Here is a 23,973-nt window from a genome sequence, read left to right as displayed (position 1 = left end):
CAATTCACAGAGGGCCAGGAAAAGGCCTGGGTTCAATGGAAAGGGATGAAAACGCAGGAACGCTGAAATGGGGGAATGCGGAAATGGCTGAATGCGTGGGACGAACAATGATTTTGGCCAGGCCGGACGAGACTTGTCGCGGCCTTGAAAGCGCCGGAACGCGAAACATATAGCCAGGGACGCCGTCTTGATCACAGCTTGTGCCGGCAGCGACCCGACGAACACCAGACGATGGCCGCAGCGTCGGTTGCCTGGAAAGAGCTTCTTACCCCCAGCCGAGCATCATGCTAAACGACGCCCGACCGTGAGCGGAAGCCGCCTTGGTCAGCCACGATCATCGCTTTGGCACAAGAGAGCACATATCTGAGATGACCGGAACCGTCGTTACGCGTTTCGCGCCTTCGCCGACAGGCTTCCTGCATATTGGCGGCGCCCGCACGGCCTTGTTCAACTGGCTCTACGCCCGCCGTTACGGCGGCAAGATGCTGCTGAGAATCGAGGATACCGATCGCGAACGCTCGACGGATGCGGCTATCGCCGCCATCCTCGACGGTTTGAGCTGGCTGGGGCTTGATTGGGATGGCGACGCCATCCACCAGTTCGCCCGCGCCGACCGGCATCGCGAGGTGGCCGAGGATCTGCTTGCACGCGGGCGCGCCTATTATTGCTATGCCACCCCCCAGGAGCTGGAGGCGATGCGCGAGGAGGCGCGGCGCGAGGGCCGGCCGCTGCGCTATGACGGGCGCTGGCGCGACCGGCCGGCCGCGGATGCGCCGGCCGGCGTGAAGCCGGTGATCCGCCTGCGCGCGCCGACCGAGGGCGAGACCGTGATCGACGACCAGGTGCAGGGCCGGGTCACGTGGCAGAACAAGGACCTCGATGATCTCGTCCTGCTGCGTTCGGATGGCACGCCGACCTATATGCTTGCCGTCATCGTCGATGATCACGACATGGGCGTCACCCATATCATCCGTGGCGACGACCATCTGACGAATGCCGCCCGGCAGAAGCAGATCTACGATGCTCTGGGCTGGGATGTGCCCGTCATGGCGCATATTCCGCTGATCCACGGGCCGGATGGTGCGAAGCTCTCGAAGCGCCACGGCGCGCTGGGCATCGATGCCTATCGTTCCATGGGCTATCTCCCGGCGGCGCTCCGCAACTATCTGGTGCGCCTCGGCTGGAGCCACGGCGATCAGGAGTTCTTTTCGACCGACGAGATGATCGCAGCCTTCGATCTCGGCTCCATCGGGCGCTCTCCCGCCCGCTTCGACTTTGCGAAGCTCGAGAACCTCAACGGCCACTATATGCGGAACGCCGATGACGAGGCGCTGGTGCGCGCCCTGGAAGATATCCTGCCGGAGCTCGGGCCGGCGCGCGGCCTCGGGCCAACACTGCCGCCGCACCTGCGTGAAAAGCTCCTGGCGGCCATGCCCGGCCTCAAGGAGCGTGCCAAGACTCTCGTCGAACTCCTTGATAGCGCGTCATTTCTCTATGCATCGCGGCCTCTGGCCTGCGATGACAAGGCGACAGCCCTTCTCAATGCGGAGGGCCGTGAACGGCTTGCACTGGTGCTCCCCGCCCTTGAAGGGATCAATGACTGGAGCAACACGGCGACCGAGGCCGCGGTGCGGGCGACCGCGACCGAAGCAGGGCTCAAGCTCGGCCAATTGGCGCAGCCCCTGCGCGCGGCCCTGACCGGCCGCGGGACCTCGCCGGGCCTCTTCGACGTCATGACGGTCCTCGGACGTGATGAAAGTTTAGGCCGTATCCGCGATCAGCTCCCATGAGGCATTTCAGTAGCTTGAACGATGCTCGTGGATGGGCTAGATGCATGGTCGGGGCGGGCTGGGATCTCGATGGATACTGGCATCAAGCCATTGATTTTGCGTGACTTGTTGTCTCACAGGGTCAATGGCAGATCCGCGACGGGCCGGCAGCCCACCGAGGTGGGTCCTCACCGGTTCGCCATTCATTGCCGTTGAGCTTCTATGATTTTCATCAGCAAGGGCATGACATTGAACGTGATCGTCACATGTCACGACATCTCCTGCCCTCGCTTGATGGGATCGATCACATTTCTGCGTTTGGACACGTCTCTCCAAAGTTTGGACAAGTCTCTCCAAGCCCATGAATGCGGTCTGGCGGTGACGGCTTCGCTGCGTCTGAGCAGAAGGATATATCCATGAGCGACAAGGCAATCACCTTGACTGTGGACGGCAAGGGCATCGATCTTCCGGTCAAGGAAGGCACGATAGGCCCGAGCGTCGCCGATATCGGTGCCTTGTACAAGCATAGCGGGATGTTCACCTACGATCCGGGCTTCTCCTCTACGGCGAGCTGCGAATCCGCCATTACCTATATCGATGGCGATGAAGGCATCCTCCTTTACCGTGGCTACCCGATCGAGCAGCTCGCCGAGCATGGCGACTTCCTGGAGACCTGCTATCTCCTGCTCTACGGGGAACTGCCGACGGCAAGCCAGAAGGCGGAATTCGACTATGTCGTGACCCGCCACACCATGGTTCACGATCAGATGAACCGCTTTTTCCAGGGCTTTCGCCGCGACGCGCATCCGATGGCGGTGATGGTCGCCTCGGTCGGCGCACTCTCTGCCTTCTACCATGACTCGACGGACATCTCGGATCCGCAGCAGCGCATGATCGCGTCCATGCGGATGATCGCCAAGATGCCGACGCTGGCGGCCATGGCCTATAAATACTCGGTTGGCCAGCCGTTCGTGTATCCGAAGAACGATCTCGACTACACCTCCAATTTCCTGCGCATGTGCTTCGGCGTCCCCTGCGAGGAATATGTGGTCAATCCGGTGCTTGCCCGCGCGCTCGATCGCATCTTCATCCTGCACGCCGACCACGAGCAGAACGCATCGACATCGACCGTGCGCCTCGCCGGTTCGTCGGGCGCCAATCCCTTTGCCTGTATCGCGGCCGGCATCGCCTGCCTGTGGGGCCCGGCCCATGGTGGCGCCAACGAAGCCGCCCTCAAGATGCTCGCCGAGATCGGCACGCCGGATCGCATTCCGCAATATATCGCCAAGGCCAAGGACAAGAACGACCCGTTCCGTCTCATGGGCTTCGGCCACCGCGTCTACAAGAACTACGATCCGCGTGCCAAGATCATGCAGCGGACGACGCACGAGGTTCTCAACGAGCTCGGCATCAAGGACGATCCGCTGCTCGACGTCGCCCTCGAGCTGGAGCGTATCGCGCTGCACGATGAATATTTCATCGAGAAGAAGCTCTATCCGAATATCGACTTCTACTCCGGTATCACGCTGAAGGCGCTCGGCTTCCCGGTGTCGATGTTCACCGTGCTCTTCGCCCTCGCCCGCACCGTCGGCTGGATCGCCCAGTGGAAGGAAATGATCGAGGATCCGTCCCAGAAGATCGGCCGCCCGCGTCAGCTCTATATCGGCGCGCCGGAGCGCGATTATCTGCCCATGGCGCAGCGGTCCTGACGGACATTTTAGGTCGCACGAAAAAGGGGCCCTGGGGCCCCTTTTTTTGTGTCTTGGAACGTCGTGATTTCCCGCGCAATCGCGGGGTCGTTCCGGCCTCCTCGCTGAGGCGAGGCCCCAGAATGAGCGCCTCAGTTGCTCAACCGATGGGTTTGCGCGCGTGAAGCAGATCGGCCACGACGGCAGCCGCCCTGTCGCTTGGCTTGTCCGCGCCGATGCTCATCGCCGCCGCCACGCGATCGAAGGCAGCAAGCTGTGCGGCGCGCGCCGGCGTCGCGGCGATCAGCGGCAGCAATGACCCCGCGAGATTGCTCGCCGTGCAGTCCCGCTGGAGGAATTCCGGCACCACGCGCGCGTCGAGAATGATGTTGGGCAGGCTTGCATGTTTCGCGATGATGAAATGGCGCACCTCTTCCTCGAGCCGCGAGACCTTGTAGCCGACGACCATCGGCACGCGCGCCAGCGCGAGTTCGAGCGTGACGGTTCCGGACGCGGCAAGCGCGGCCGTCGCGGAGCGGAAGGCCGCATATTTCGCCTCCTCGCCCATGACAATCCTCGGTTTGACGGGCCAGGATGCCAACCCCTGCGCGATCAGCGGTGCGACATGGGGAACCGCGGGCAGCACCCAGTTCACAGGCCCATCGAGCGTCGCGGAAACGGCGGCGACCGTCTCGCCCAGGACAGGCATGAGGCGCGTCACCTCAGAGCGCCGGCTGCCCGGCAGAACGAGAACGGTCGGCGACTCGACCTCATAGGGTGGCTCGAGCCGCTCCCCCGGTCCCGGGCGCAGGTCTTCGAGACGCTCGACCAGGGGATGGCCGACATAGGTGCAGGGCGGGCCGCCGAGACGTTCATGCGCGGCCGGCTCGAAGGGCAGCAGGGCCAGCACATGGTCGACATAGGCGCGCATCTTGCGCGCCCTGCCCGGCCGCCAGGCCCAGACGGTCGGACTGACATAATCGACGATGGGGAGATCCGGCTTGGCCGCCCTGACGCGCTTTGCGACACGGTGCGTGAAATCCGGACTGTCGATGATCACCAGCATATCCGGCCGCTCCGCGATGACGGCGGCGGCGGTCATATTGATGCGGTTGATCAGCGTCGGCAGGCGGGCGATGACCGCAGCGAAGCCCATCACCGCGATATCGGCCATGGGAAAGAGGCTATCGAGCCCCTCGGCCTGCATGGCGCGGCCGCCAACCCCCGTGAAGACGACGCCGCCGGGCGAAAGGCGCCGTTTGAGGGCCTGCATGAGCTTGGCGCCAAGCTGATCGCCCGATTCCTCGCCGGCGACCACGACTATCCGCGCGGGCATGGCCTCTCCTCGATCGCAGGAGATGGGTGGCAGAGGTCCGCGCGCCATCGTCAACGGCTTTGTGGCGGGCTTCCCGCCAAATCGACGCCGAACAGGAACAATCCGCGCCGATCGGCCTCATGGATTGTGCGCTCGATCTCGACGATCAACGTCGTTCCCGCGCCGACAGCAATCCCCTGGAGGCCGGCCGCTGCCGCGCGTATCACCGTCTTCGGGCCAATCGTCGGCATGTCGACCCTGAGGTCCTGCTCGCGCTTGGCGGTCTTCACCAGCACCCCGCCATGGGTTGCCCTGAGGCGCGGCCCCCGGCGCAGCCTCTGCACACGCCGCAACATGGCGTCCGTGCCTTCCGGCCCCTCGATGGCTGCGACCCAATGGGCGCAGATGACGGCCGCCTGCCCGACATCGAAGGGCGACAGGGCATCCAGCACGGCAAGACCGCGGGCGATGCTCGACCAGCTCTCGGAATCCGGGGCGACCGCGCCAAGCTGGCCCTGCGGCGCGAGCAGCTCGGGCGCAAGCCGGTCGATGCCGCCGACGGTGAACCCCTCCTCCTCGAGGACGCGTACGACACCGCCGAGCAGTCCGTCATCACCGGAACCGAGGATTGCGGCGATCTCCTCACGATTGCGATAAGCGGACAGCGCGCCCATGAAGGCGATCGGCTTCGGACGCGTGACAGTCCCCACGAGCACGATCTCTGACGGTTGCCACGCCTTGAGCGCCGCCAAGGCCCGCTTGTAGTCGATGAGGTCGATGACCAGATCGGCGCGACGGGCAAGCGCACGCGCCGCAAAACCACGGAAAGCCAGGATCTTGACGGCCCTGCCTCGGCGTTCGAGGGCCGCGATGAGCAACTCCGGGAGTGCGCTGCCCCCAGCCAGGAGCACTACAGGGGCCTCTGCGGCCGCCTTGTCATCGGTCGGCGCCGCAGCGGCGCTCACGCCTCTCGCGCCTCACGCGGCGTGCATATGGCGCGTTTTCCGCCGATCCGGATGAAATCGAGCATTTCCTGAACGACGGCAAGCTTGTCGAACTCCGCGGCCACGTCGTCGACGCGCTCCATCAGGGTGCCTTCGGCCGCGAAGAGAAGTCGATAGGCGCGCCGGAGGCTATGGATATCCTCCCGCGAAAAGCCGCGACGCTGCAGACCGACAATATTGAGGCCGGCGAGATGGGCGCGATTGCCGAGCGCCATCCCATAGGGGATGACATCGTTCTCGACGCCGGACAGGCCGCCGACAAAAGCGTGGGAGCCGACACGGGCGAATTGGATGATCGCCGCACCACCGCCAACGATGACATAGTCGCCGAGCGTCACATGCCCCGCCAGCATGACGTTGTTGGAGAGGATGACATGATCGCCGACCCGGCAGTCATGGCCGATATGGGAATTGGCAAGCAGCGCGCAATGGCTGCCTACAACCGTCTCGAGCCCGCCGCCCTCGGTGCCCGGATTGATCGTCACGCCCTCGCGGATCAGGCAGTCGCTGCCGATGGTCAGCGTTGATGCCTCACCACGATATTTCAGATCCTGCGGCTGGTGGCCGATGGATGCAAAGGGAAAAATGCGCGTCCGGGGGCCAATCGTCGTGCGCCCGGCGACGACCGCATGACTGACGAGCTCGCAGCCGTCACCGAGGACGACCTCCGACCCCACCATTGAGAACGGACCGATCCGCACGCCTTCGCCAAGGCGCGCGCCGGCTTCTACGACGGCGGTCGCATGAATGTCACTCATCGTCTCACTCTACAACCAGCATTGCGCTGACTTCCGCCTCACAGACGAGCACGCCGTCAACCTTCGCCTCGCCGCGGAACCACCACATGTTGCGGCGGTTGTTGATCTTCTTCATGTGGTAATAGACCGTGTCGCCGGGGCCGACGGGCCTGCGAAACTTGGCCTTGTCGATGGTCATGAAATAGACCTCTTTCGGCCGCGCCTTCTGCGCCAGCTTGGACGCGACGCACAGAGCCCCCGCCGTCTGGGCCATACCCTCGATCATGAAGACGCCCGGAAACATCGGCCGCGTCGGGAAATGACCGGCGAACTGCGGCTCGTTATAAGTGACGTTCTTGATGCCGATACATGACTCATCGCCCTTCATCTCGATAATCCTGTCGACGAGAAGAAAGGGATAGCGATGCGGCAGATAGCTCAGAATCTGCAGGATGTCCGCGGTTTCGAGCTTGTCCGGCACATCGTTCATGAAACTTTTCTCCTTATTGGCCCAGTTCAACGTCCGGCGCCGTCATCGCCCCTGTCGCCCGTATCGCGATGGGACGCAAGCTTTTCGATCGTCTTGATCTCGCGGAACCAATCCCGCAGTGGCTTGGCCGGCGTACCGCCCCAGCGCCCGCCACGCGGCACATCACTCGCGACATTGCTCGTCGCGGCGATCTGGGCACCCGCGCCGACCGTGACATGACCGATCACCCCGACCTGCCCGCCGAGTGCCACAAAATCCTCGATCGTCGTGCTGCCGGAGATACCGACTTGCGCGACAATAACGCAATGCCGGCCGATCACCACGTTATGGCCGATCTGGACGAGATTATCGATCTTGGTGCCTTCGCCGATCACCGTATCGCGGCTGGCGCCCCGATCGATGGTGGTGTTGGCGCCGATCTCGACGTCGTCCTGGATGATAACCCGCCCGATCTGCGGTACCTTGAGGTGCCCCTTGGGGCCCATTGCAAAGCCGAAACCGTCCTGCCCGATGCGCACGCCGCCGTGAAGGGTCACGCGGTTGCCGATGAGCGCATTCAGCACAGACGCATTGGCGCCGATGCTCACGTCGCGTCCAATCCGGCATTGGGGCCCGATGACCGCGTTGGCGCCGATGACACTGCCGCTGCCGATCTCGACGTCAGGGCCGATGACCGCGCCGGGGTCGACGATCACGCCCGGTTCGAGATGCGCACCAGGATGCACGAAGGCGCCGGGAGAGATGCCAACCGCCGCAAATGTGGACTGGGGACGGACCGCCGACGGGTACAGGCTCGCCATGACTTGAGCGAAGACACGATAGGGATCCGCGGTCACAAGGGCGACCGTCGTGGCCGGAACCTTGGCAGCAAAACGTTTCGATACAAAGCACGCGCCGGCATGCGTGGCCGCCAGCGCGTCGACATAGCGCGGATTATCCATATAGGCGACTTCAGTCGGTCCGGCCCATTCAAGGGACGCGGCGCCCGTAATCGTCAAATCCGCCTGCACGCCTTCCGGCAGTGAGATGCCGGCCGATACGGCGAGCTCCGCCAGGGTCGGCTCTGCCATACGCGGAAAGAACACCGGGTCTGTCATGAGATCGCGATATCTCGAATCGCGAAGGCGGCCTCATTCCTGAAGCCGCCTGTCGCTCTGTCCACTGGGCTTAGAAGCTCGTGCCGCCGGAGAAGCGGAAGGCCTGCGTCTGGTCCCCGGTGGCCTTCGTCAGCACAAAAGCGTAGTCGAACCGCAGCGGGCCGAGTGGCGATTGCCACAGCAAGCTGGCGCCGACCGACGAACGGATCGTCTTCTTGTCGAGCACGTTCACGCAGGTCGGCTGAGCGGTATAAGCTGTGACGGGCGTGCCAACCGGCGGGCAGTATTCCGGCACGCCATAGGGGGCGAAGTTGGTCGCGCCGTCATAGCCGAACAGCGTACCTGCATCCGCGAAGACAGCGCCACGCAGGCCGAGGTCACGCGGCAAACCCCAGATCGGGAACTGCACTTCGAGCGAACCGCCGAAATAGGTGTTGCCACCGAGCGCGTTGGCGGAAGAGTCACCATTCAGGTCACGCGGGCCGATACCGGAGGGCGCGAAGCCACGCACCAGCGACGGGCCGAGGAAGAAGTTGTCGACGATACGCAGGTCCTTGTCGCCGAATGCTTGGACGCGACCACCCTGCACGCGGATCATGCCCACGACGTCGTCGTACAGTTCGCGATAGTAGCGGGCCTCCGCCGTTGCGCGGATGAACCGGGAGTCGCCGCCAAGGCCCGCGACGTCCGGCTTGACCTCGACATAAAGACCCGAATGCGGGTTCCGGATGTTGTCGAGCGTGTTGTAGGTGAAGGTCGCACCCACCAGCGAGGTGATGGTCTTGCCGGCAGCTTCCTTGATCGCGACCGACGCCTCACCGTTGTAGATACAATCCGGATAGGGGCCGGTGAAACCGTAGATTGGATACCAGCAGTCGTTGAACGGATCGTCGTAGGTGTTCGGCACCTTGAGGTTCGACTGATAGAGCGAATAGCGCAGCGTAACAGTCGTGTCCTCGGTGATGGGCAGGCCCAAGCGGAGCTGACCGCCCGTCACGCGGTTGGTGTAGCGCGAGTAGTTGGTGTTGTCCGTGTATTTCGAGAACAGATCGAAGCCGGCCGCCATGCGCTGGCCGAGGAAATAGGGCTCGGTGAAGGAGAAGTCGACGCCCTGCGAACGCTGCCCCCACGACCCCGCGAGGCGGACGTACTGGCCCCGGCCGAGGAAGTTCGACTCCGACACCGCGACCTCACCGATGAGGCCGTCCGATGTCGAGTAACCGCCCGACACGGAGAACTGACCGGTGGCCTGATCCTCGACATCGACGTTCACGATGACACGATCGGGGCTGGAGCCCGGCTCGTTGGTGATACGAACCGACTTGAAGTAGCCGAGATTGTTGAGGCGACGGAGCGCGCGGTCGATCAACACCTTGTTGAACGCGTCACCCTCGCCGATGTCGAACTCGCGGCGCACCACATAGTCGCGCGTGCGCGTGTTACCGCGGATGTTGATGCGCTCGATATAGACGCGCGGGCCTTCCTCGACGACGTAGTCGATGCCGATCGTATGCGTATCGGCATCACGCACGCCGGCGGGGCGCACCTGCGTGAAGGCATAGCCGCGGCGGCCGAGCTCGGTCGTCAGCCTGTCGAGGGACTTCTCCACCGCTTCGGCGTTGTAGGTATCACCGGCCGAGGTGGTCACGATGCCCTGCAACTGCTCGGACGACACGTCCGGTATCTGGGATTCAACGCGAACGCCGCTGACCTTGTAGGGCTGCCCCTCGTCCACCGTGATGGTGACGATATAGCCGCCCCTGGCCTCGTCGAACTGGACGTCCGTCGAGACGATGCGGAAGTCGGCGTAGCCGTTCTTCAGATAGTAGCGGCGGATAAGCTCCTCGTCGGAGGCGATCCGGTCGGGGTCATAGACGTCCGACGTCTTGAGAAACGACAGGAAATTCATCTCCGTCGTCGTCATCAAGTTACGCAGCTTCGAGCCCGAATAGGCCTTGTTGCCGACGAAATTGATTTCCTTGACGCCCGTCTTGTCACCCTCATCGATGGTGAAAACCACGTCGATGCGACCATTGGGCAGATCGACCGTGCGCGCCGTCACCGAGGCAAGGCCTCGCCCGGACTGGCGATAGATTTCACGAATACGGGCAATGTCGGCGTCAACGGTCGCCTGACTGTAAGGCTGGCGCGCCTTCGTCTGCACCTCGGAACCGAGGATGTCCTTGTTGAGCTTCTTGTTGCCCTCGAAGGCGACCCGATTGATGAGGTCGTTTTCGGAGACGGTCACGACGAGGTCACTTCCGCGCCGCGCAACGCTTACGTTGGTGAACATGCCGGTCGCCATCAACTCGCGACGGATTTCAGCCGGCGAGTTGGATGGGCTCGTGATGTAAGACCGGACCGTGTCGGCCTCGACCCGCCGATTGCCCTGAACGACAATCGATTGAGCCAAGGCGCCTCCGGCGACCACCACCGTCAGCGGGAGCGCCACCAGTCCAGAACGAAGCCCTTTTACCAAGTGCCGGCCTCTTTTGGTCGTCAGCGTCATCAGATGCCGCCTCATTGTTCTTTTCTCTGCCGGAAAACCGGCCATATCAATCCCATAGGCGAATAACGCTTCTACAGAGTTTACTCGTCCATGCAAACGTACAAACACCGTTAACAAATTTTTCCCCGGGGACCGTGACCTCCGGGTCACGTGCCCCGCTGGCTCAGCGCCAGGCCGAGATGGGTCAGGTCATTCCATGTCACGAACAACATCAGCATCACCACGATGGCAAGGCCGATCCTGAAGCCGATCTCCTGGGCAGCCTCGCTCAATGGCCGGCCGCGCAGGGCTTCAATGGCGTAGAAAAGTAAATGCCCACCATCCAGCAATGGGATCGGCACAAGATTGATGAGACCGATCGAAACCGAGAGAATCGCCGCCAGATTGATGAGCGAGAAGATGCCCCCCATCGACGCGACCTTGCCCGAGACCTCCGCGATGCGGATGGGTCCCGACAACTGGTCCGTGGACTCCCGCCCGGTGACAAGCTTGCCGACATAGTCATAGGTGCGGGTGACGATGAACCATGTTTCGCTCAGCCCAACCCCTACGGCTTCGATCACGCCGAAACGCTGGACATGCCAATTGGCCGGATCGTTCGACGCCGCCTGGAGGCCGAGCACGCCGAGGCGCTGCTTGCCGAAAGGCGTGGTGATGTCCCTCAGCTCGGGCGTCGCCGTCAAGCTGGTCTCGCGGCCGGCCCGATCAACGCGGAAGGTCAGTTGCTCCTCGGCGCGGCCGCTGACGATACGCTGCATGTCGCCGAACGACGTGATCGGCTGGCCGTCGATGGCGAGCACCACGTCGCCAGCCTGGAAGCCTGCGCGCGCGGCCGCGCTGTTCTCCTGAACCGCGGCCACCTTCGGCACGAGGACCTGGCGGCCGTTGAAATAGGCGGCGCCGCCAAAAATGGCGATGGCGAGGAGGAAATTGGCGATCGGCCCAGCAGCGACGATCGCCGCCCGCCGTCCGACAGACTTGTGGAAAAAGCTGAATCGACGTTCCTCGGGCGTCAGGCTGTCGAGCGCTTCCCGATCCGGCATGCTGGCGGCGTTCGCATCACCGGCGAATTTCACATAGCCGCCGAGAGGAATGGCAGACAGCCTCCAGCGCGTCCCATGCCGGTCGGTCCAGCCGATGAGCTCCTTGCCAAAGCCGATCGAGAAAGCCTTTACCCCGACACCGCACCAGCGTCCGACGAGGAAATGCCCGAGCTCGTGGATGAACACCACAATGGTGAGCACGAAGAGGAACGGCACGATGTAGCCGACCAAGGAGGTCGCCGTCGCGCCCATGGCGTTTATGAATTCCATGAAGCTGAGTCTCGGGTCATCGGGATATCCGCCGCTGCGGCATGGTCGCCATCCATAGTCACGTTAGACGGACCGTCAAGCGTTGTCTATGCTTCACGAATCCGCAAAATGCAGCAATATCAAAATGTTCTCTGATATCTCTCATGCGCCGCATTGAATATTGGGCCTTCCTGCGTCCCCGGATGGCTCACACATCCACTGAAGGACATACAGGGGCAATCATGGCAAGATAGAGACCACATCTCAACGACAGCTGCCACCGTACCGCCCAAACCTGCTGCCAGCCGCCATCATTGCGGCCGACGAACGGCGGTTGAGACACTCAAAGCGGCCAAAACAATCAAGTTCATGCACGCCATGATTGCAGACCGTCGAAACACGCGCTCAGCGCGCGCATCACGTTAGCTCCACAGAGCGCGAAACACCAGCGCACACCCCACGAAAACTGAAACGGCCCAGAAGGAATCAAGGCGATCCATCAAGCCGCCGTGGCCTGGAATGATATGTCCGGAATCCTTGACGCCAAGATAGCGCTTCAAAATCGATTCTCCGAGATCGCCCGCCTGGGAGATCATGGCAGCGACGCATGACAGGGCGATCATTCCCGCGACAGGGAGGGGCGCAGGCCCTCCGGTCAGCGTTGCGGCGAGCACGATCCAGCCGATGATCGTGCCGGCGATGACACCGCCTATGAATCCCGACCATGTCTTCTTGGGGCTTACCCTGGGCCATAGCTTTGGGCCACCCAGGAGCCGGCCGCAGGCATAGGCGAGGACGTCCGTGCCCCAGACCACCCCGAACATCCACAGCACGGTCATGAGCCCGAACGGCGTTTCGCGGGCGGCGACCGGCACCACGGCGATCACCGCCGCGTAGACGAGTCCCCCTGCCCGCAGGCTGAGCCGCGCTCCCCTGCGATCCACAAGCACGAGAACGACGAGCGCGGTGACCACAAGGAGGACGGCAAGCCCGACACCTCCCCAATGCAGCGCGAAGGCCGAGGCGGCGATCAGCGCGCTGAGGATGACGCGTCGCGTCCGCCGTTCCGCCGGATCTTCCTCGGTAAGCGCGAGCCATTCGTAAGCCACCCCGCCGCCGGCAATAGCCCAGATCACGGTGAAGGGCAGCCCGCCCCAGAGCGTGGCCGCGAGCACCACCGAAGCCAGGACGAATCCGGACGCGATCCTGAGCGTCAGTTCGGATGTCGCCCGTGCCGGGTGCCCGCGCTCGAAGGGGGCAGTTCCGTTGTTTCTGCTCATCCGATCGCGCTGCTCAGTCCGCCGAAGCGGCGCTCGCGGCGTTGATACTCCGACAGCGCCTCCTCAAAGGCGCCTCGGTCGAAGTCCGGCCAGAGCACTGGCGTAAAGACGAGCTCCGCATAGGCGGCCTGCCACAGCAGGAAATTCGACATCCGTTGCTCGCCGGACGTGCGAATGACGAGATCGGGGTCGGGAATATCAGCCGTATCCAGCGCCTTGGCGAAACGCTCGACGGAAATGTCGTCCACCGCCAAACGCCCTGCCGCCACATCCGCCGCCAGGCGGCGCGCCGCCCGCGCCATCTCCTGGCGTGCCCCGTAATTGAAAGCCACCACCAGCGTCAAGGCGGTATTGTCGCGCGTCAGATTCTCCGCCTCGGCCAGAAGCCCGACGAGATCGGGCGCCAGCCCCTCATCCGTCCCGATAATGCGGACGCGCACGTTGTTGCGGTGAAGATCGGCGAGGTCGCGGCGCACGAAATGGCGCAGCAACCCCATCAGGTCGGCGATTTCCGCGGCCGGCCGGCTCCAGTTCTCGGACGAAAAGCCATAGACCGTGAGATAGTCAATGCCGAGGTCGCCGGCGATCCGCACGACATTGCGCAGCGCTTCCATGCCGCGGCGATGCCCCTCGAAGCGCGGCAGGCCCCGGCGCGCCGCCCAACGGCCATTGCCATCCATGATGATGGCCACATGCCGCGGCACGGGAGGCGCCGCCTCTGCCGGATTATGGGCCGGCTTCTCTGGCGATGCGCTCATGCCATCCTCCGCCGCGGCACGGACACGATGCCGGATGGGCTCGCCTGAAATCGCTCATCCCTGCTAACGCCCACAGGCTGGCACTCCTGCTATCGCCGCAGCACGCCACGCGCGTGCCTGCGAAATTCGTATCATTCCGGGGCGCGCTTCCAAACCCATTTTGCCATGCCCGCCGAGCGCAGGCCTATAGCTTTCCCGCATGCGGCGCGAGCATGGAGCCGATGATAGAAACTTCAGAGGCCCCGCGCCAGCCGGCGGCACGGCCCGATCCGCAGTCGACAGCATAGAAGCGGCCTCCCCCAAGCGCAGCTTCGAAACGCACCATCAGGGCGCCCCTCCAAGGTGCGCCTCAGCGGGTTCCACGTCAGACCTGCATGATTTCCTTTTCCTTGGCGACGAGAAGCTGGTCGATCTCGGTGATCGTCTGGTCGGTCGCCTTCTGCACCTGATCGGCCTGGCGGGTCTGTTCATCCTCACTCAGGTTGCCGTCCTTGACGAGCTTCTTCAGCACATCAAGACCGTCACGCCGCACATGACGCGCCGCGACGCGTGCCTCCTCCGCATATTTATGCGCGACCTTGACCATTTCCTTGCGACGCTGCTCATTCATCTCAGGGATGCGCAGCCGGATCACCTGACCCTCGGTCTGCGGGTTGAGGCCGAGATCGGAGTCGCGAATGGCCTTCTCGACCGCGGACACCATGCCGCGATCCCAGACCTGCACGCTGATGAGGCGCGGTTCCGGTATGCTGACCGTGGCGACCTGGTTGATCGGCATGAGCGCGCCATAAGCGTCGATCTGCAACGGGTCGAGCAGCGTCGCTGATGCGCGTCCGGTCCTGAGGCTGCCCAGATCGTGGCGAAAGGCTTGTACGGCACCCTGCATGCGCCGCTTGACGTCTGAAATGTCGAAAGACGTGGCAGTCATCTCGGATTTGCCCTCTTGTTCAATGTTTGCGCGACCTTGAGCGCCTGTGGCCCTCAAGGTCAAGCGCAACACAGGCTCCCGCCGAACAGCGGCGGATAGCCGACCGATAGGCCCCAGAGGATTGTCCTGAGGATGTCCTGCCGGGGAAACAAGCTTGGGGGCTTAGAGCATGACGGCCGGGAGTGGAAGACCGTTTTGCGGCGGAACGCATCGATTCAACGGGAATGAAGCGCCTGGCGGCCCCTCGACACGACCCGCCGCGCCGGTCGCCGCCGCGTGAGGCTCCGGGGCATCACGCCTGGCTTGCGAAAAATCTCCGCGACAGCACGAATCAAAGCGCCGTATTCAAAGGCGTCGCGTGCTGCCGCTAACGCCTCATCAGGGCGCGACGATCGTCGCACGGCCATTGCCTTCGAGCACCTGGCCGATGGCGCCGGCGTCGAGAATGGAAAACACGACGATCGGCAGGCCGGCCTCGCGCGCCAAGGCGAAAGCAGCCGTGTCCATGACCTTGAGGTTGCGGGCGATCGCCTCGTCATGGGTCAGGCTGTCGAAGCGCGTCGCGGCCGGATCCTTCTTCGGGTCCGCCGTATAGACGCCGTCCACATTGGTCGCCTTGAGGAGCGCCTCGCAATCGAGTTCCGCTGCCCGCAACACGGCCGGCGTGTCCGTGGTGAAATAGGGATTGCCCAATCCGCCGCCCAGCACGACGACCTTGCCATGGGCGAGATGATCGAGCGCGCGACGGCGCGCATAGCTCTCGCACAGCGACGGCATCGGCACGGCCGACATGGCGCGGGCGGGAACACCGGCTGCCTCGATCGCATGTTCCAGCGCCAGCGCGTTCATCACCGTGCCGAGCATGCCGATGGAATCCGCCGTCGGCCGGTCCAGCCCCTTGTTCAACCCCTGGACGCCGCGGAAGAAATTGCCGCCGCCAACCACGATCGCGATCTCATGGCCCTTCTTGGCCGCTGTCGCGATATCGGCGGCGATCTGGGTCAATGTCTCGCCGTTCAGTCCGGCACCGGCAGTCCCGGCCAAAACCTCGCCCGACAGTTTGATGAGCGCCCGTTTGATCCGCATGCTGGTGCCTCCGCCGCTGTTTCTGCCAATCCATCCCCATAGCGGGGCGTGGGGATCGCTGTCACCGTGCGGGCGCATGCCTTGCACAGATCTTCGCACAGGTCTTCACATGAAAACGGCGCCTTTCGGCGCCGTTGTCGTTAGCTGTCAGCCTTGGCTTCCCGCCGCCGCCGCCACTTCGGCGGCGAAATCGGCTTCATCCTTCTCGATCCCCTCGCCCAGACCGTAGCGGACGAAGCCCTCGAGCTTCACGGGAGCGCCGAGACGCCCCTCGGCTTCCTTGAGGACCTGCGCGATCGTCTTGGACTGGTCGTGGATGAAGGGCTGATCAAGGAGCGTGACTTCCTTGAAATAGGTCTTCATGCCGCTGTCGACGATCTTCTCGATGACATTGGCGGGCTTGCCCGCATGCTTGTCGGCAAGGATCGCCTTCTCGCGCGCGACCGTCTCGGCCGGCACGCCGCTGGCGTCCAGCGCCACCGGATTGGTCGCCGCGACATGCATGGCGATCTGGCGGCCGAGGGTCGCGAGCTCATCCTTGTTGCCGGTCGAGGCGAGTGCGACGAGCACGCCGATGCGGCCGAGGCCTTCGCCCGAGGTATTGTGCAGATAGGCCGAGACCACGCCATCAGCCACTTCAAGGCTCGCCGCACGGCGAGGGGTCATGTTTTCGCCGATGGTGGCGATGGCGCTCGACAGGGCATCCTGAATCGTGCCGCCGCCGGGATAAGCCGCGGCCTTCAGGGCCTCGATATCGGTGCCGGTGTCGAGAGCCGTCTTCGCGATGGTGCGTGCCAGCTGCTGGAACTGCTCGTTGCGCGCCACGAAATCGGTCTCGGAATTGATCTCGACGACGACGCCCTTGTTGCCGGCGAGCGCCACCGCGACGAGACCTTCCGCCGCCACGCGGCCGGACTTCTTGGCGGCCTTCGAAAGCCCCTTCTTGCGCAGCCAATCCACGGCCGCCTCGACGTCGCCGCCCGTCTCGGTGAGCGCCGTCTTGCAATCCATCATGCCCGCGCCGGTCTTGTCGCGGAGCTCTTTCACCATCGCCGCGCTAATGCTGGCCATCGTCTTCCTCTCGATCGTAAAGAGCCGCGACCTCACAAAGTCATTGCGAGGCGCGGCCAGACGTCAATCGTCAATCAACACATCGGACGAGCCGCCAGGTCCGGCCGGCGGCGATCCTGCTACCGAAACGGGATCTTCATATGGCACGTCCATGACGCTTCCATATAAACATCCCGGGGCCGATGATAACGCCGGTCCCAGCGACCGGCGTCCCTTCGATCAGCTCGCGGCGTCGGTCAGGGTGCGCGCCTGGGCGACCCAGCCATCACGGTCGATACGGCCATGGAGCTTGAGCTCGGCGTCAAGGGCTGCGATGTCGGCCGGAGCAAGGGCTGCAATCTGCCAGTAGTGGAAGATGCCAGCCTCGTTGAGGTTCTTCTCGAGCTCGGGGCCGACGCCGTTCAGGTTGGTGAGGTCGTCGGGCGCGCCGCGCGGCGCGCCGAGACGCTCGAACACCTCGTCCGCAGCGACTTCGGCTGCCGGCAGATCCTCGATGATCGGGGCTTCCTGCTCGCCCATATCGATGCCGATGTCGCCGTGGCCGCGAGAGATGCCGTCGATCGCCGCGCGGGCGACGAGGTCGCAATAGAGCGCAATGGCGCGGCCGGCATCGTCATTGGCCGGCACCGGGTACGTGATTCCGTCGGGATCGCAGTTGGTGTCGATGATCGCCGCGACCGGAATACCGAGGCGTTGCGCTTCCTTGATCGCCAGCTGTTCCTTGTTCGTGTCGATGACGAACAGGAGATCGGGAAGGCCGCCCATGTCCTTGATGCCGCCGAGGGCGCGCTCAAGCTTCTCGCGCTCGCGCGACAGCATCAGGCGCTCCTTCTTGGTGAGGCCGGTAGCGCCACCGTTCAGCGTCTCGTCGACCTTGCGCAGGCGCTGGATCGAACCGGAAATGGTCTTCCAGTTGGTCAGCATGCCGCCGAGCCAGCGGGAATTCACATAGTACTGCGCCGAACGCCTGGCTGCATCAGCGACCGCATCGGACGCCTGACGCTTCGTGCCGACGAAGAGCACGCGGCCGCCCGCCGCCACCGTGTCGGAAATCGCCTGCAGCGCGCGATAGAACGCGGGCACGGTCTGGGCGAGATCGATGATGTGAATGTTGTTGCGGGTGCCGAAGATGTACTGGTCCATCTTCGGGTTCCAGCGATGAGACTGGTGGCCGAAATGGGCGCCGGCTTCGAGCAGCTGCCGCATGGAGAAATCAGGAAGCGCCATAGTCAATTAACTCCGGTTATGATGCCGCCGCGGGGCCTTGGGCCGGACGATCCGGCCACCGGATGGCTCGTGAGAAACCTCATGAAGGCCCTTGTGATAGGACCTTCGCGAGCGAAACCCCGCGTGTGGAATGCGCGCGCTTATAAGGGCGCCAGCGTTGAGATGCAAGAGATGGCGTGCGGAAAGAAGGCATTCCGTCCGTCAGGATCCCGTTTAGCGGGCGATCGCTCGATCAAAGGCATCCCAGCTCCACGCTTCGCTGCACGGCAAGGCGGTCAAGAAACCTCTTGTCGTGGCTTACGACGAGGAGCGCGCCGTCAAAGGCGCACAGCGCCAATTCCAGCGCCTCCATTCCATCGAGATCAAGATGATTGGTCGGCTCATCCAGAATGAGAAGCGCGGGCGGGACGGGCCGCCCCAGGGTGCAGGCAAGCCCGGCGCGCAATCGTTCACCACCACTGAGAGCGCCCACACGCTGATGCGCATCCTCAGCACGGAAACGAAAACGCGCCAGGGCCGCGCGACAGTGGTTCTCATCCGTATGCGGGTTCAAATGCAGGAAGTTCTCGCGCAACGAGAGATCAGGAACGAGCAAGCTCAAATCCTGGTCAAGAAAAGCCAGGGGCACCAACCGATCAATAGTTCCGCTCTGCGGCTCGAGCTTGCCGGCGATGAGCGCCAGCAACGTGGACTTGCCGCTGCCGTTTGGGCCGGTGATAGCGACCCGCTCGGGACCGGTCAGGGTCAGAGACAGATCGCGAATGACGGGCCGCTCGCTCGCATATCCCCCCGTCACGTCTGTAAGACGAAGGGCGGTCTTGCCAGGCGGCATGTCCGTGGTGAGCATCTCCATGCGCAAGGGCTGCAGCACTTCGATTCTCTCGCGCGCGCTGGAGAGGGCGTCCTCCGCCATCTCGATCCGCGCGTCGCGAAGGCGGGCATTTGCGCCGCCGGATGTCTCGGCGCGGCCTCGCGCCGCATCCATCAGGATTTTCGGCTGATCGCCTTTGGCGCGTCGCTTCCGTCCATTGCTATCGCTTCTCGCTTTGCGTTCGAGCGCCTGCTGTGCGCGACGCCTGGTCTCCGCGCGGTTCCTTTCGGCGGTTGCGAGATCGTGGCGAGCAGCCTCGAGTTCCGTGGATTTTCGCGCACGAAAGGCACCATAGCTCCCGCCGTAGCGTGTAGCGCCAAGCGCTGTCAGTTCCACGATGGCATCCATCGTATCAAGCAGCTCCCGATCATGACTGACGATGATGGAGCTACCGCGCCATCCGCCGATGAAGTCCAGCACTGCCCGACGTCCTTCACGGTCCATATTGTTGGTCGGTTCATCAAGCAGGAGGACGTCGGGCTCAGCGAAAATTAACGCCGCGAGGGCTGCGCGGCTGCGCTGCCCGCCGGAGAGCGCAGCCAGAGGCACATCAGGCTCCAGGGACAGACCGCACCGCGCAAGGGCAGCGTCGATCCTGGCCGGTAGGGTCCAGTCAGCTCCGGCCAGTTCATCAGGCTCGGCAAGGCCCCTTTCAGCGCGGTCGAGCACTGCCAAGGCCGATCCCGCGTCAAAAAGGTCCGCGAGCGTGCCGGCATTCGCGTGTCCATCCTGCCGCATGATGCCAAGGGCGCCGGAGGCTTGGATGGAACCAGACGTCGGGCGTAGCTCGCCGGCGATCAGCCGCAACAGCGTGGTCTTGCCGGTGCCGTTTCGCCCGACGATGCCAGTACGCTCGGGACCGAAGCTCAGATTGAGATCGGAGAAGAGCGGCGTTCCCTCAGGAGTATGCCACGATAGATCGAACAGGGTGATGGAAGGAGGCAAGGAAGCAGGCATGGGACAGGATTTCTCGCGGCATGATCGACTGAACGACGGCGGCGAGAGACAAATCCATGTCGAAGCGACTCCAAATTCCTGCTGGATGCCCTTTTAAGGTAGGGCTAAGGCTCGCCCTTCACAAGCTCCGCCGGTGAAAATCCGCGGACATTCCGCAATGGAGCGCGTGACTGCGTCCGTTTTGCCCCGTGACAGACCTCCGCTATGGGCCGCGGAGGCATGTGGGCCTTGCCTCAGCGAAGCCAGCAGAACCTCCGTCGTCATGCCACGGCGGACTGCAGGCGCGGGGCCTGACGTGAAATCGGTGCTCCGCCAAGGCCAAGGGTGCCAACTCCTCACCGCTACAGCATCTCCACATGGACGACGCCGGGAATGGCACGGATGGCGCTCGCCATCTGTGGCGTCGTCGGGAAGCGGCCCTTCAGCTTCACCTCGACCTCCTGCTTCTCTTCCAGCATCAGCACGAGCGAGACGTCGCCGTCACCGCGATCCCTGAGACGCTCGGCGACGATGGGCAGCGGCGCCTCGTCGCGCAGGAAAATGCGCAGGCTCTTGTGATGCTTCGAGACGGCCGAATCGAGCGGCTCGACGGACTGGATACGCGCCCTCACCTCCTCGCCCTCGGCGGAGGCCTGGACCAGCAGGATAACGGCCTTGCCGGGCTCCAGCAGGTCGCGGAAATGCGACAGTCCCTCGGCGAAGATGATGGCCTCGAAATGCCCGCTCTGGTCGGACAGATTGACGATGCCCATCTTCGAGCCGCTTTTCGTGCGCCGTTCCGTGCGGTCAAGGACGGTGGCCGCGAGCCGCCCCATATTCACGCCGCCGCGCACCGCCTTGGCAAAATCCGCCCAGCGCTGCACACGCAGCTTCTCGAGCAGCGCGCCATATTCGTCGAGCGGGTGGCCCGTAAGGAAGAACCCGGCCGCGTCATACTCGCGTTGCAGGCGCTCCGCCGGCAGCCACGGCACATACTGCGGTATGCGCAGCTGCTCCGGCGCGGCCGCCGGTCCACCGAAAAAGTCGTTCTGGCCGTCGGCCGCCGCGGCAACCGTGCGCGCGGCGATCGCCGTGATGGCGTCGATGGCTGCAAAACTGCGCGCCCGGTCCGGCTCGAGCTCATCGAAGGCACCGGCCGAGATCAGCGCTTCGAGCGTGCGCTTGTTGACGAGCTTCGGATTGAAGCGCCGGGCGAAATCGCTGAGGTCGCGGAAGGGCGTGTCACCGCGGGCGGCCACCAGCGCCTCCACCGCCTGCCGGCCCACCCCCTTCAGCGCGGCGAGCGCGTAGCGGATCGAGCCGCGCGCCTCGACGTCATAATGCACCTCGAAGACCACCCCGGAGCGGTTGATCGACGGCGGCTCGACCTTGATGCCGAGCCGCTCCGCCTCGCGCCGGAATTCCGACAGCTTGTCGGTATTGTCGAGTTCGAGCGTCATCGACGCCGCCATGAACTCGACCGGGTGGTTCGCCTTGAGATAGCCCGTGTGGTAGGACACGAGCGCATAGGCGGCCGCATGGCTCTTGTTGAAGCCGTAGTCGGCGAATTTGGCGAGCAGGTCGAAGATTTCGTCGGCCAGCGCCTTGGTCAGGCCGCGCTCGATCGCGCCACTGACGAAGCGCTCGCGCTGCGCGTCCATCTCGGCTTTGATCTTCTTGCCCATGGCGCGGCGCAGCAGATCGGCTTCGCCGAGCGAATAGCCCGACAGCGACTGCGCCACCTGCATCACCTGTTCCTGATAGATGATGATGCCGAAGGTCTCGTTGAGGATCGGCCTGAGCTTCTCGTGGAGGTACCACTCCTCCTCCGGCTCGCCGTCCCCGTGCTTGCGCGCGCAATAGACGGGAATATTGGCCATCGGGCCCGGGCGATAGAGCGCCACGAGGGCGATCAGGTCCTCCAGACGGTCGGCGCGCATCTCGACGAGCGCCTTGCGCATGCCCGCGCTTTCCACCTGGAACACGCCGACCGTTTCGCCGCGGCCGAGATATTCGTAAGTTTTCCTGTCATCGAGGGGGATGGTCGAGAGATCGATATCCTCGCCCTTCTTCTTGATGAGATCGACTGCCGTGCGCAGCACGGTCAGCGTCTTCAAGCCGAGGAAGTCGAATTTGACGAGGCCCGCCTGCTCCACCCATTTCATATTGAGCTGGCTGACGCGCATGCCCGAACGCGGATCGCGATAGAGCGGCACGAGCTCTTCGAGCGGCCGGTCGCCGATGACGATGCCGGCGGCGTGGGTCGAGGCGTGGCGGTGCAACCCCTCGAGCTTCTGGGCGATGCCGAGCATGCGCCCGACGACCGGCTCCTCCTTCGCCGCACTCTGGAGCTTCGGCTCGTCCTCGATCGCCTTCTTGAGCGTGACGGGATTGGCCGGGTTCTGCGGCACGAGCTTCGTCAGCTTGTCGACCTGCCCATAGGGCATTTCCAGCACGCGGCCGACGTCGCGCATCACCCCGCGGGCCTGCAGCGTGCCGAAGGTGATGATCTGCGCCACCCTGTCCTCGCCATAGCGCTGCTGCACATAGGCGATGACCTCTTCGCGCCGGTCCTGGCAGAAGTCGATGTCGAAATCCGGCATCGACACGCGATCCGGGTTGAGGAAGCGCTCGAACAGGAGACCGAACCGCAACGGATCGAGGTCGGTGATGGTGAGCGAATAGGCAACGAGCGAGCCCGCCCCCGAACCACGGCCCGGACCGACCGGAATGTCGTGCGCCTTCGCCCATTTGATAAAGTCCGCGACGATCAGGAAGTAGCCGGGAAACCGCATGCGCTCGATGATCGACAGCTCGAACGCGAGGCGCTGGCGATAGTCGGCTTCCGTCAAACCCGGCGCCGGTGGATGCGTGGCGAGGCGGGCAGCCAGTCCCGCTTCCGCCTGCCTCCTGAGCTCGGCCGCCTCATCGGCCTCGTCACCGCTGAAGCGCGGCAACATCGGCTTGCGCGTGCGCGGCCGGTAGGCTGAGCGCATCGCGATCTCGACCGTCGACTGCAACGCTTCGGGCAGATCCTCGAACAGCTTGACCATCGCCGCGCGCGACTTGAAGTCATGCTCGCTCGTCAACCGGCGGCGATTGTCGTCCGTGACGAGACGTCCTTCGGCAATGGCGAGCAGCGCATCATGCGCCTCATAGTCGCCGGCCTTGGCGAAATAGGGCTCGTTGGCGGCGACGAGCGGCACGCCGTCACGGTAGGCGAGACGCAGGAGTTCCGCCTCCACGGCGCGCTCCTCATCCGTGCCGTGGCGCTGCAGCTCCACATAGAGCCGGTCTCCGAACACCTTTTGCAGACGCTTGAAGCGATCCGATGCCAGATCAGCCTGTCCGTCCCGCAAGGCCCTGTCGAGCGGCCCGCCCGGCCCGCCGGTCAGCGCGATCAGGCCCTCGCTGTGGGCTGCCAGTCGCGCGAAGGGCACATGCGTCACCTCCCCGGCCGTCGAATCGAGGAACGCGCGGCTCGTGAGCTGCATCAGATTGCCATAGCCAGCCTCGCTGGTCGCAAGCAGCACGACATGCGGCAAACTCCGCATCACCGTCTGGCGCACGGTGGGATCCGGCGGCTCGAACTCAACCGTGAGCTGCAGGCCGGCGATCGGCTGGATGCCTGAGCCGGCAAGCTTCTCGGAAAACTCCAGGGCACCGAAGAGATTGTTGGTATCGGTCAGCGCCAGGGCCGGCATGGCGTCGGCGATCGCCATTTTCGTCAGCGCCGCGATGGTCAGCGCGCCCTCCAGCAGCGAAAACGAGGAATGGACGTGCAGATGCACGAAGCCGATGTCCTTGTAGATCTCTGTCGCCGAAACGCTCATTCAACCACCCGATACCAAACCTGTCCGGAGCGGACTCAACGCCCGTCCTGCCCCGAGCATAAGGCGCCCGTCGCCGGGGCCG

General features: G+C 63.9%; 17 protein-coding genes. 2 read left to right on the top strand and 15 right to left on the bottom strand.

Annotated features, from left to right (window positions below; genetic code table 11):
* Positions 1-368: 368 nt before the first annotated feature.
* Both gltX and gltA read left to right on the top strand, forming a co-directional pair.
* Positions 369-1,790, top strand: a complete 1,422-nt coding sequence (gltX, locus tag C7450_RS08855; protein WP_110374074.1) for a glutamate--tRNA ligase — start codon at positions 369-371, stop codon at positions 1,788-1,790.
* A gap of 395 nt (positions 1,791-2,185) precedes the next feature.
* Positions 2,186-3,478, top strand: a complete 1,293-nt coding sequence (gene gltA, locus C7450_RS08850) for a citrate synthase (RefSeq protein WP_110374073.1) — start codon at positions 2,186-2,188, stop codon at positions 3,476-3,478.
* Between the two features lie 139 nt (positions 3,479-3,617).
* Here the strand turns inward: gltA and lpxB are convergent, their stop codons facing one another.
* The 15 genes from lpxB to dnaE form a co-directional block, all read right to left on the bottom strand.
* Positions 3,618-4,793, bottom strand: coding sequence for a lipid-A-disaccharide synthase (gene lpxB / locus C7450_RS08845; protein WP_110374072.1), 1,176 nt, complete (start codon positions 4,791-4,793; stop codon positions 3,618-3,620).
* A 50-nt stretch (positions 4,794-4,843) separates the two neighbouring features.
* Positions 4,844-5,737, bottom strand: a complete 894-nt coding sequence (locus tag C7450_RS08840; protein WP_110374071.1) for an LpxI family protein — start codon at positions 5,735-5,737, stop codon at positions 4,844-4,846.
* Entirely contained in the window at positions 5,734-6,534 is an 801-nt protein-coding gene (lpxA, locus tag C7450_RS08835; RefSeq protein WP_110374070.1) for an acyl-ACP--UDP-N-acetylglucosamine O-acyltransferase, read from the bottom strand. The genes C7450_RS08840 and lpxA overlap by 4 nt, the downstream gene beginning before the upstream one ends.
* Before the next feature lie 4 nt (positions 6,535-6,538).
* The gene (gene fabZ / locus C7450_RS08830) at positions 6,539-7,003 is read right to left on the bottom strand and encodes a 3-hydroxyacyl-ACP dehydratase FabZ (RefSeq protein ID WP_110374069.1); all 465 of its coding nucleotides are present in this window, start codon (positions 7,001-7,003) and stop codon (positions 6,539-6,541) included.
* A gap of 26 nt (positions 7,004-7,029) precedes the next feature.
* Entirely contained in the window at positions 7,030-8,100 is a 1,071-nt protein-coding gene (gene lpxD, locus C7450_RS08825) for a UDP-3-O-(3-hydroxymyristoyl)glucosamine N-acyltransferase (RefSeq protein WP_110374068.1), read from the bottom strand.
* 70 nt (positions 8,101-8,170) lie between these two features.
* Entirely contained in the window at positions 8,171-10,612 is a 2,442-nt protein-coding gene (gene bamA / locus C7450_RS08820) for an outer membrane protein assembly factor BamA (RefSeq protein WP_425351169.1), read from the bottom strand.
* 143 nt (positions 10,613-10,755) lie between these two features.
* On the bottom strand, positions 10,756-11,922 hold the full coding sequence (rseP, locus tag C7450_RS08815; RefSeq protein ID WP_110374067.1) for an RIP metalloprotease RseP: 1,167 nt from the start codon (positions 11,920-11,922) through the stop codon (positions 10,756-10,758).
* Between the two features lie 401 nt (positions 11,923-12,323).
* A complete protein-coding gene (locus C7450_RS08810) occupies positions 12,324-13,181 on the bottom strand; it encodes a phosphatidate cytidylyltransferase (RefSeq protein ID WP_110374066.1) in 858 nt (285 codons plus the stop codon).
* Positions 13,178-13,939 (bottom strand): isoprenyl transferase, encoded by a 762-nt coding sequence (locus C7450_RS08805; RefSeq protein WP_110374065.1) that lies wholly within the window; start codon positions 13,937-13,939, stop codon positions 13,178-13,180. Before C7450_RS08805 ends, C7450_RS08810 begins: the two co-directional genes overlap by 4 nt.
* A gap of 364 nt (positions 13,940-14,303) precedes the next feature.
* Positions 14,304-14,867, bottom strand: coding sequence for a ribosome recycling factor (frr, locus tag C7450_RS08800; RefSeq protein WP_110374064.1), 564 nt, complete (start codon positions 14,865-14,867; stop codon positions 14,304-14,306).
* A gap of 378 nt (positions 14,868-15,245) precedes the next feature.
* Positions 15,246-15,953, bottom strand: coding sequence for a UMP kinase (pyrH, locus tag C7450_RS08795; protein ID WP_110374063.1), 708 nt, complete (start codon positions 15,951-15,953; stop codon positions 15,246-15,248).
* Between the two features lie 147 nt (positions 15,954-16,100).
* Positions 16,101-17,024 carry a translation elongation factor Ts gene (tsf, locus tag C7450_RS08790; protein ID WP_110374062.1) on the bottom strand — a complete coding sequence of 308 codons (924 nt, stop codon included), beginning with the start codon at positions 17,022-17,024 and terminating at the stop codon, positions 16,101-16,103.
* A 219-nt stretch (positions 17,025-17,243) separates the two neighbouring features.
* The gene (locus C7450_RS08785; protein ID WP_110374061.1) at positions 17,244-18,251 is read right to left on the bottom strand and encodes a 30S ribosomal protein S2; all 1,008 of its coding nucleotides are present in this window, start codon (positions 18,249-18,251) and stop codon (positions 17,244-17,246) included.
* Between the two features lie 232 nt (positions 18,252-18,483).
* Positions 18,484-20,067 (bottom strand): ABC-F family ATP-binding cassette domain-containing protein, encoded by a 1,584-nt coding sequence (locus C7450_RS08780; protein WP_110374290.1) that lies wholly within the window; start codon positions 20,065-20,067, stop codon positions 18,484-18,486.
* 353 nt (positions 20,068-20,420) lie between these two features.
* Positions 20,421-23,891, bottom strand: a complete 3,471-nt coding sequence (dnaE, locus tag C7450_RS08775; protein ID WP_110374060.1) for a DNA polymerase III subunit alpha — start codon at positions 23,889-23,891, stop codon at positions 20,421-20,423.
* Between the last annotated feature and the right edge of the window lie 82 nt (positions 23,892-23,973).

It is taken from the genome of Chelatococcus asaccharovorans (assembly GCF_003201475.1).
GTDB lineage: Bacteria > Pseudomonadota > Alphaproteobacteria > Rhizobiales > Beijerinckiaceae > Chelatococcus > Chelatococcus asaccharovorans.
Note: the sequence above shows the minus strand (reverse complement) of the source record. Positions and strands in the feature narration are given on the sequence as shown.

Bases quoted from the DNA above. Each gene is read 5' to 3' on its own strand.
- gltX (WP_110374074.1), top strand. From the start codon at position 369: ATGACCGGAACCGTCGTTACGCGTTTCGCGCCTTCGCCGACAGGCTTC.
- gltA (WP_110374073.1), top strand. From the start codon at position 2,186: ATGAGCGACAAGGCAATCACCTTGACTGTGGACGGCAAGGGCATCGAT.
- lpxB (WP_110374072.1), bottom strand. From the start codon at position 4,793: ATGCCCGCGCGGATAGTCGTGGTCGCCGGCGAGGAATCGGGCGATCAG.
- lpxA (WP_110374070.1), bottom strand. From the start codon at position 6,534: ATGAGTGACATTCATGCGACCGCCGTCGTAGAAGCCGGCGCGCGCCTT.
- fabZ (WP_110374069.1), bottom strand. From the start codon at position 7,003: ATGAACGATGTGCCGGACAAGCTCGAAACCGCGGACATCCTGCAGATT.
- lpxD (WP_110374068.1), bottom strand. From the start codon at position 8,100: ATGACAGACCCGGTGTTCTTTCCGCGTATGGCAGAGCCGACCCTGGCG.
- rseP (WP_110374067.1), bottom strand. From the start codon at position 11,922: ATGGAATTCATAAACGCCATGGGCGCGACGGCGACCTCCTTGGTCGGC.
- C7450_RS08810 (WP_110374066.1), bottom strand. From the start codon at position 13,181: ATGAGCAGAAACAACGGAACTGCCCCCTTCGAGCGCGGGCACCCGGCA.
- C7450_RS08805 (WP_110374065.1), bottom strand. From the start codon at position 13,939: ATGAGCGCATCGCCAGAGAAGCCGGCCCATAATCCGGCAGAGGCGGCG.
- frr (WP_110374064.1), bottom strand. From the start codon at position 14,867: ATGACTGCCACGTCTTTCGACATTTCAGACGTCAAGCGGCGCATGCAG.
- pyrH (WP_110374063.1), bottom strand. From the start codon at position 15,953: ATGCGGATCAAACGGGCGCTCATCAAACTGTCGGGCGAGGTTTTGGCC.
- tsf (WP_110374062.1), bottom strand. From the start codon at position 17,024: ATGGCCAGCATTAGCGCGGCGATGGTGAAAGAGCTCCGCGACAAGACC.
- C7450_RS08785 (WP_110374061.1), bottom strand. From the start codon at position 18,251: ATGGCGCTTCCTGATTTCTCCATGCGGCAGCTGCTCGAAGCCGGCGCC.
- dnaE (WP_110374060.1), bottom strand. From the start codon at position 23,891: ATGAGCGTTTCGGCGACAGAGATCTACAAGGACATCGGCTTCGTGCAT.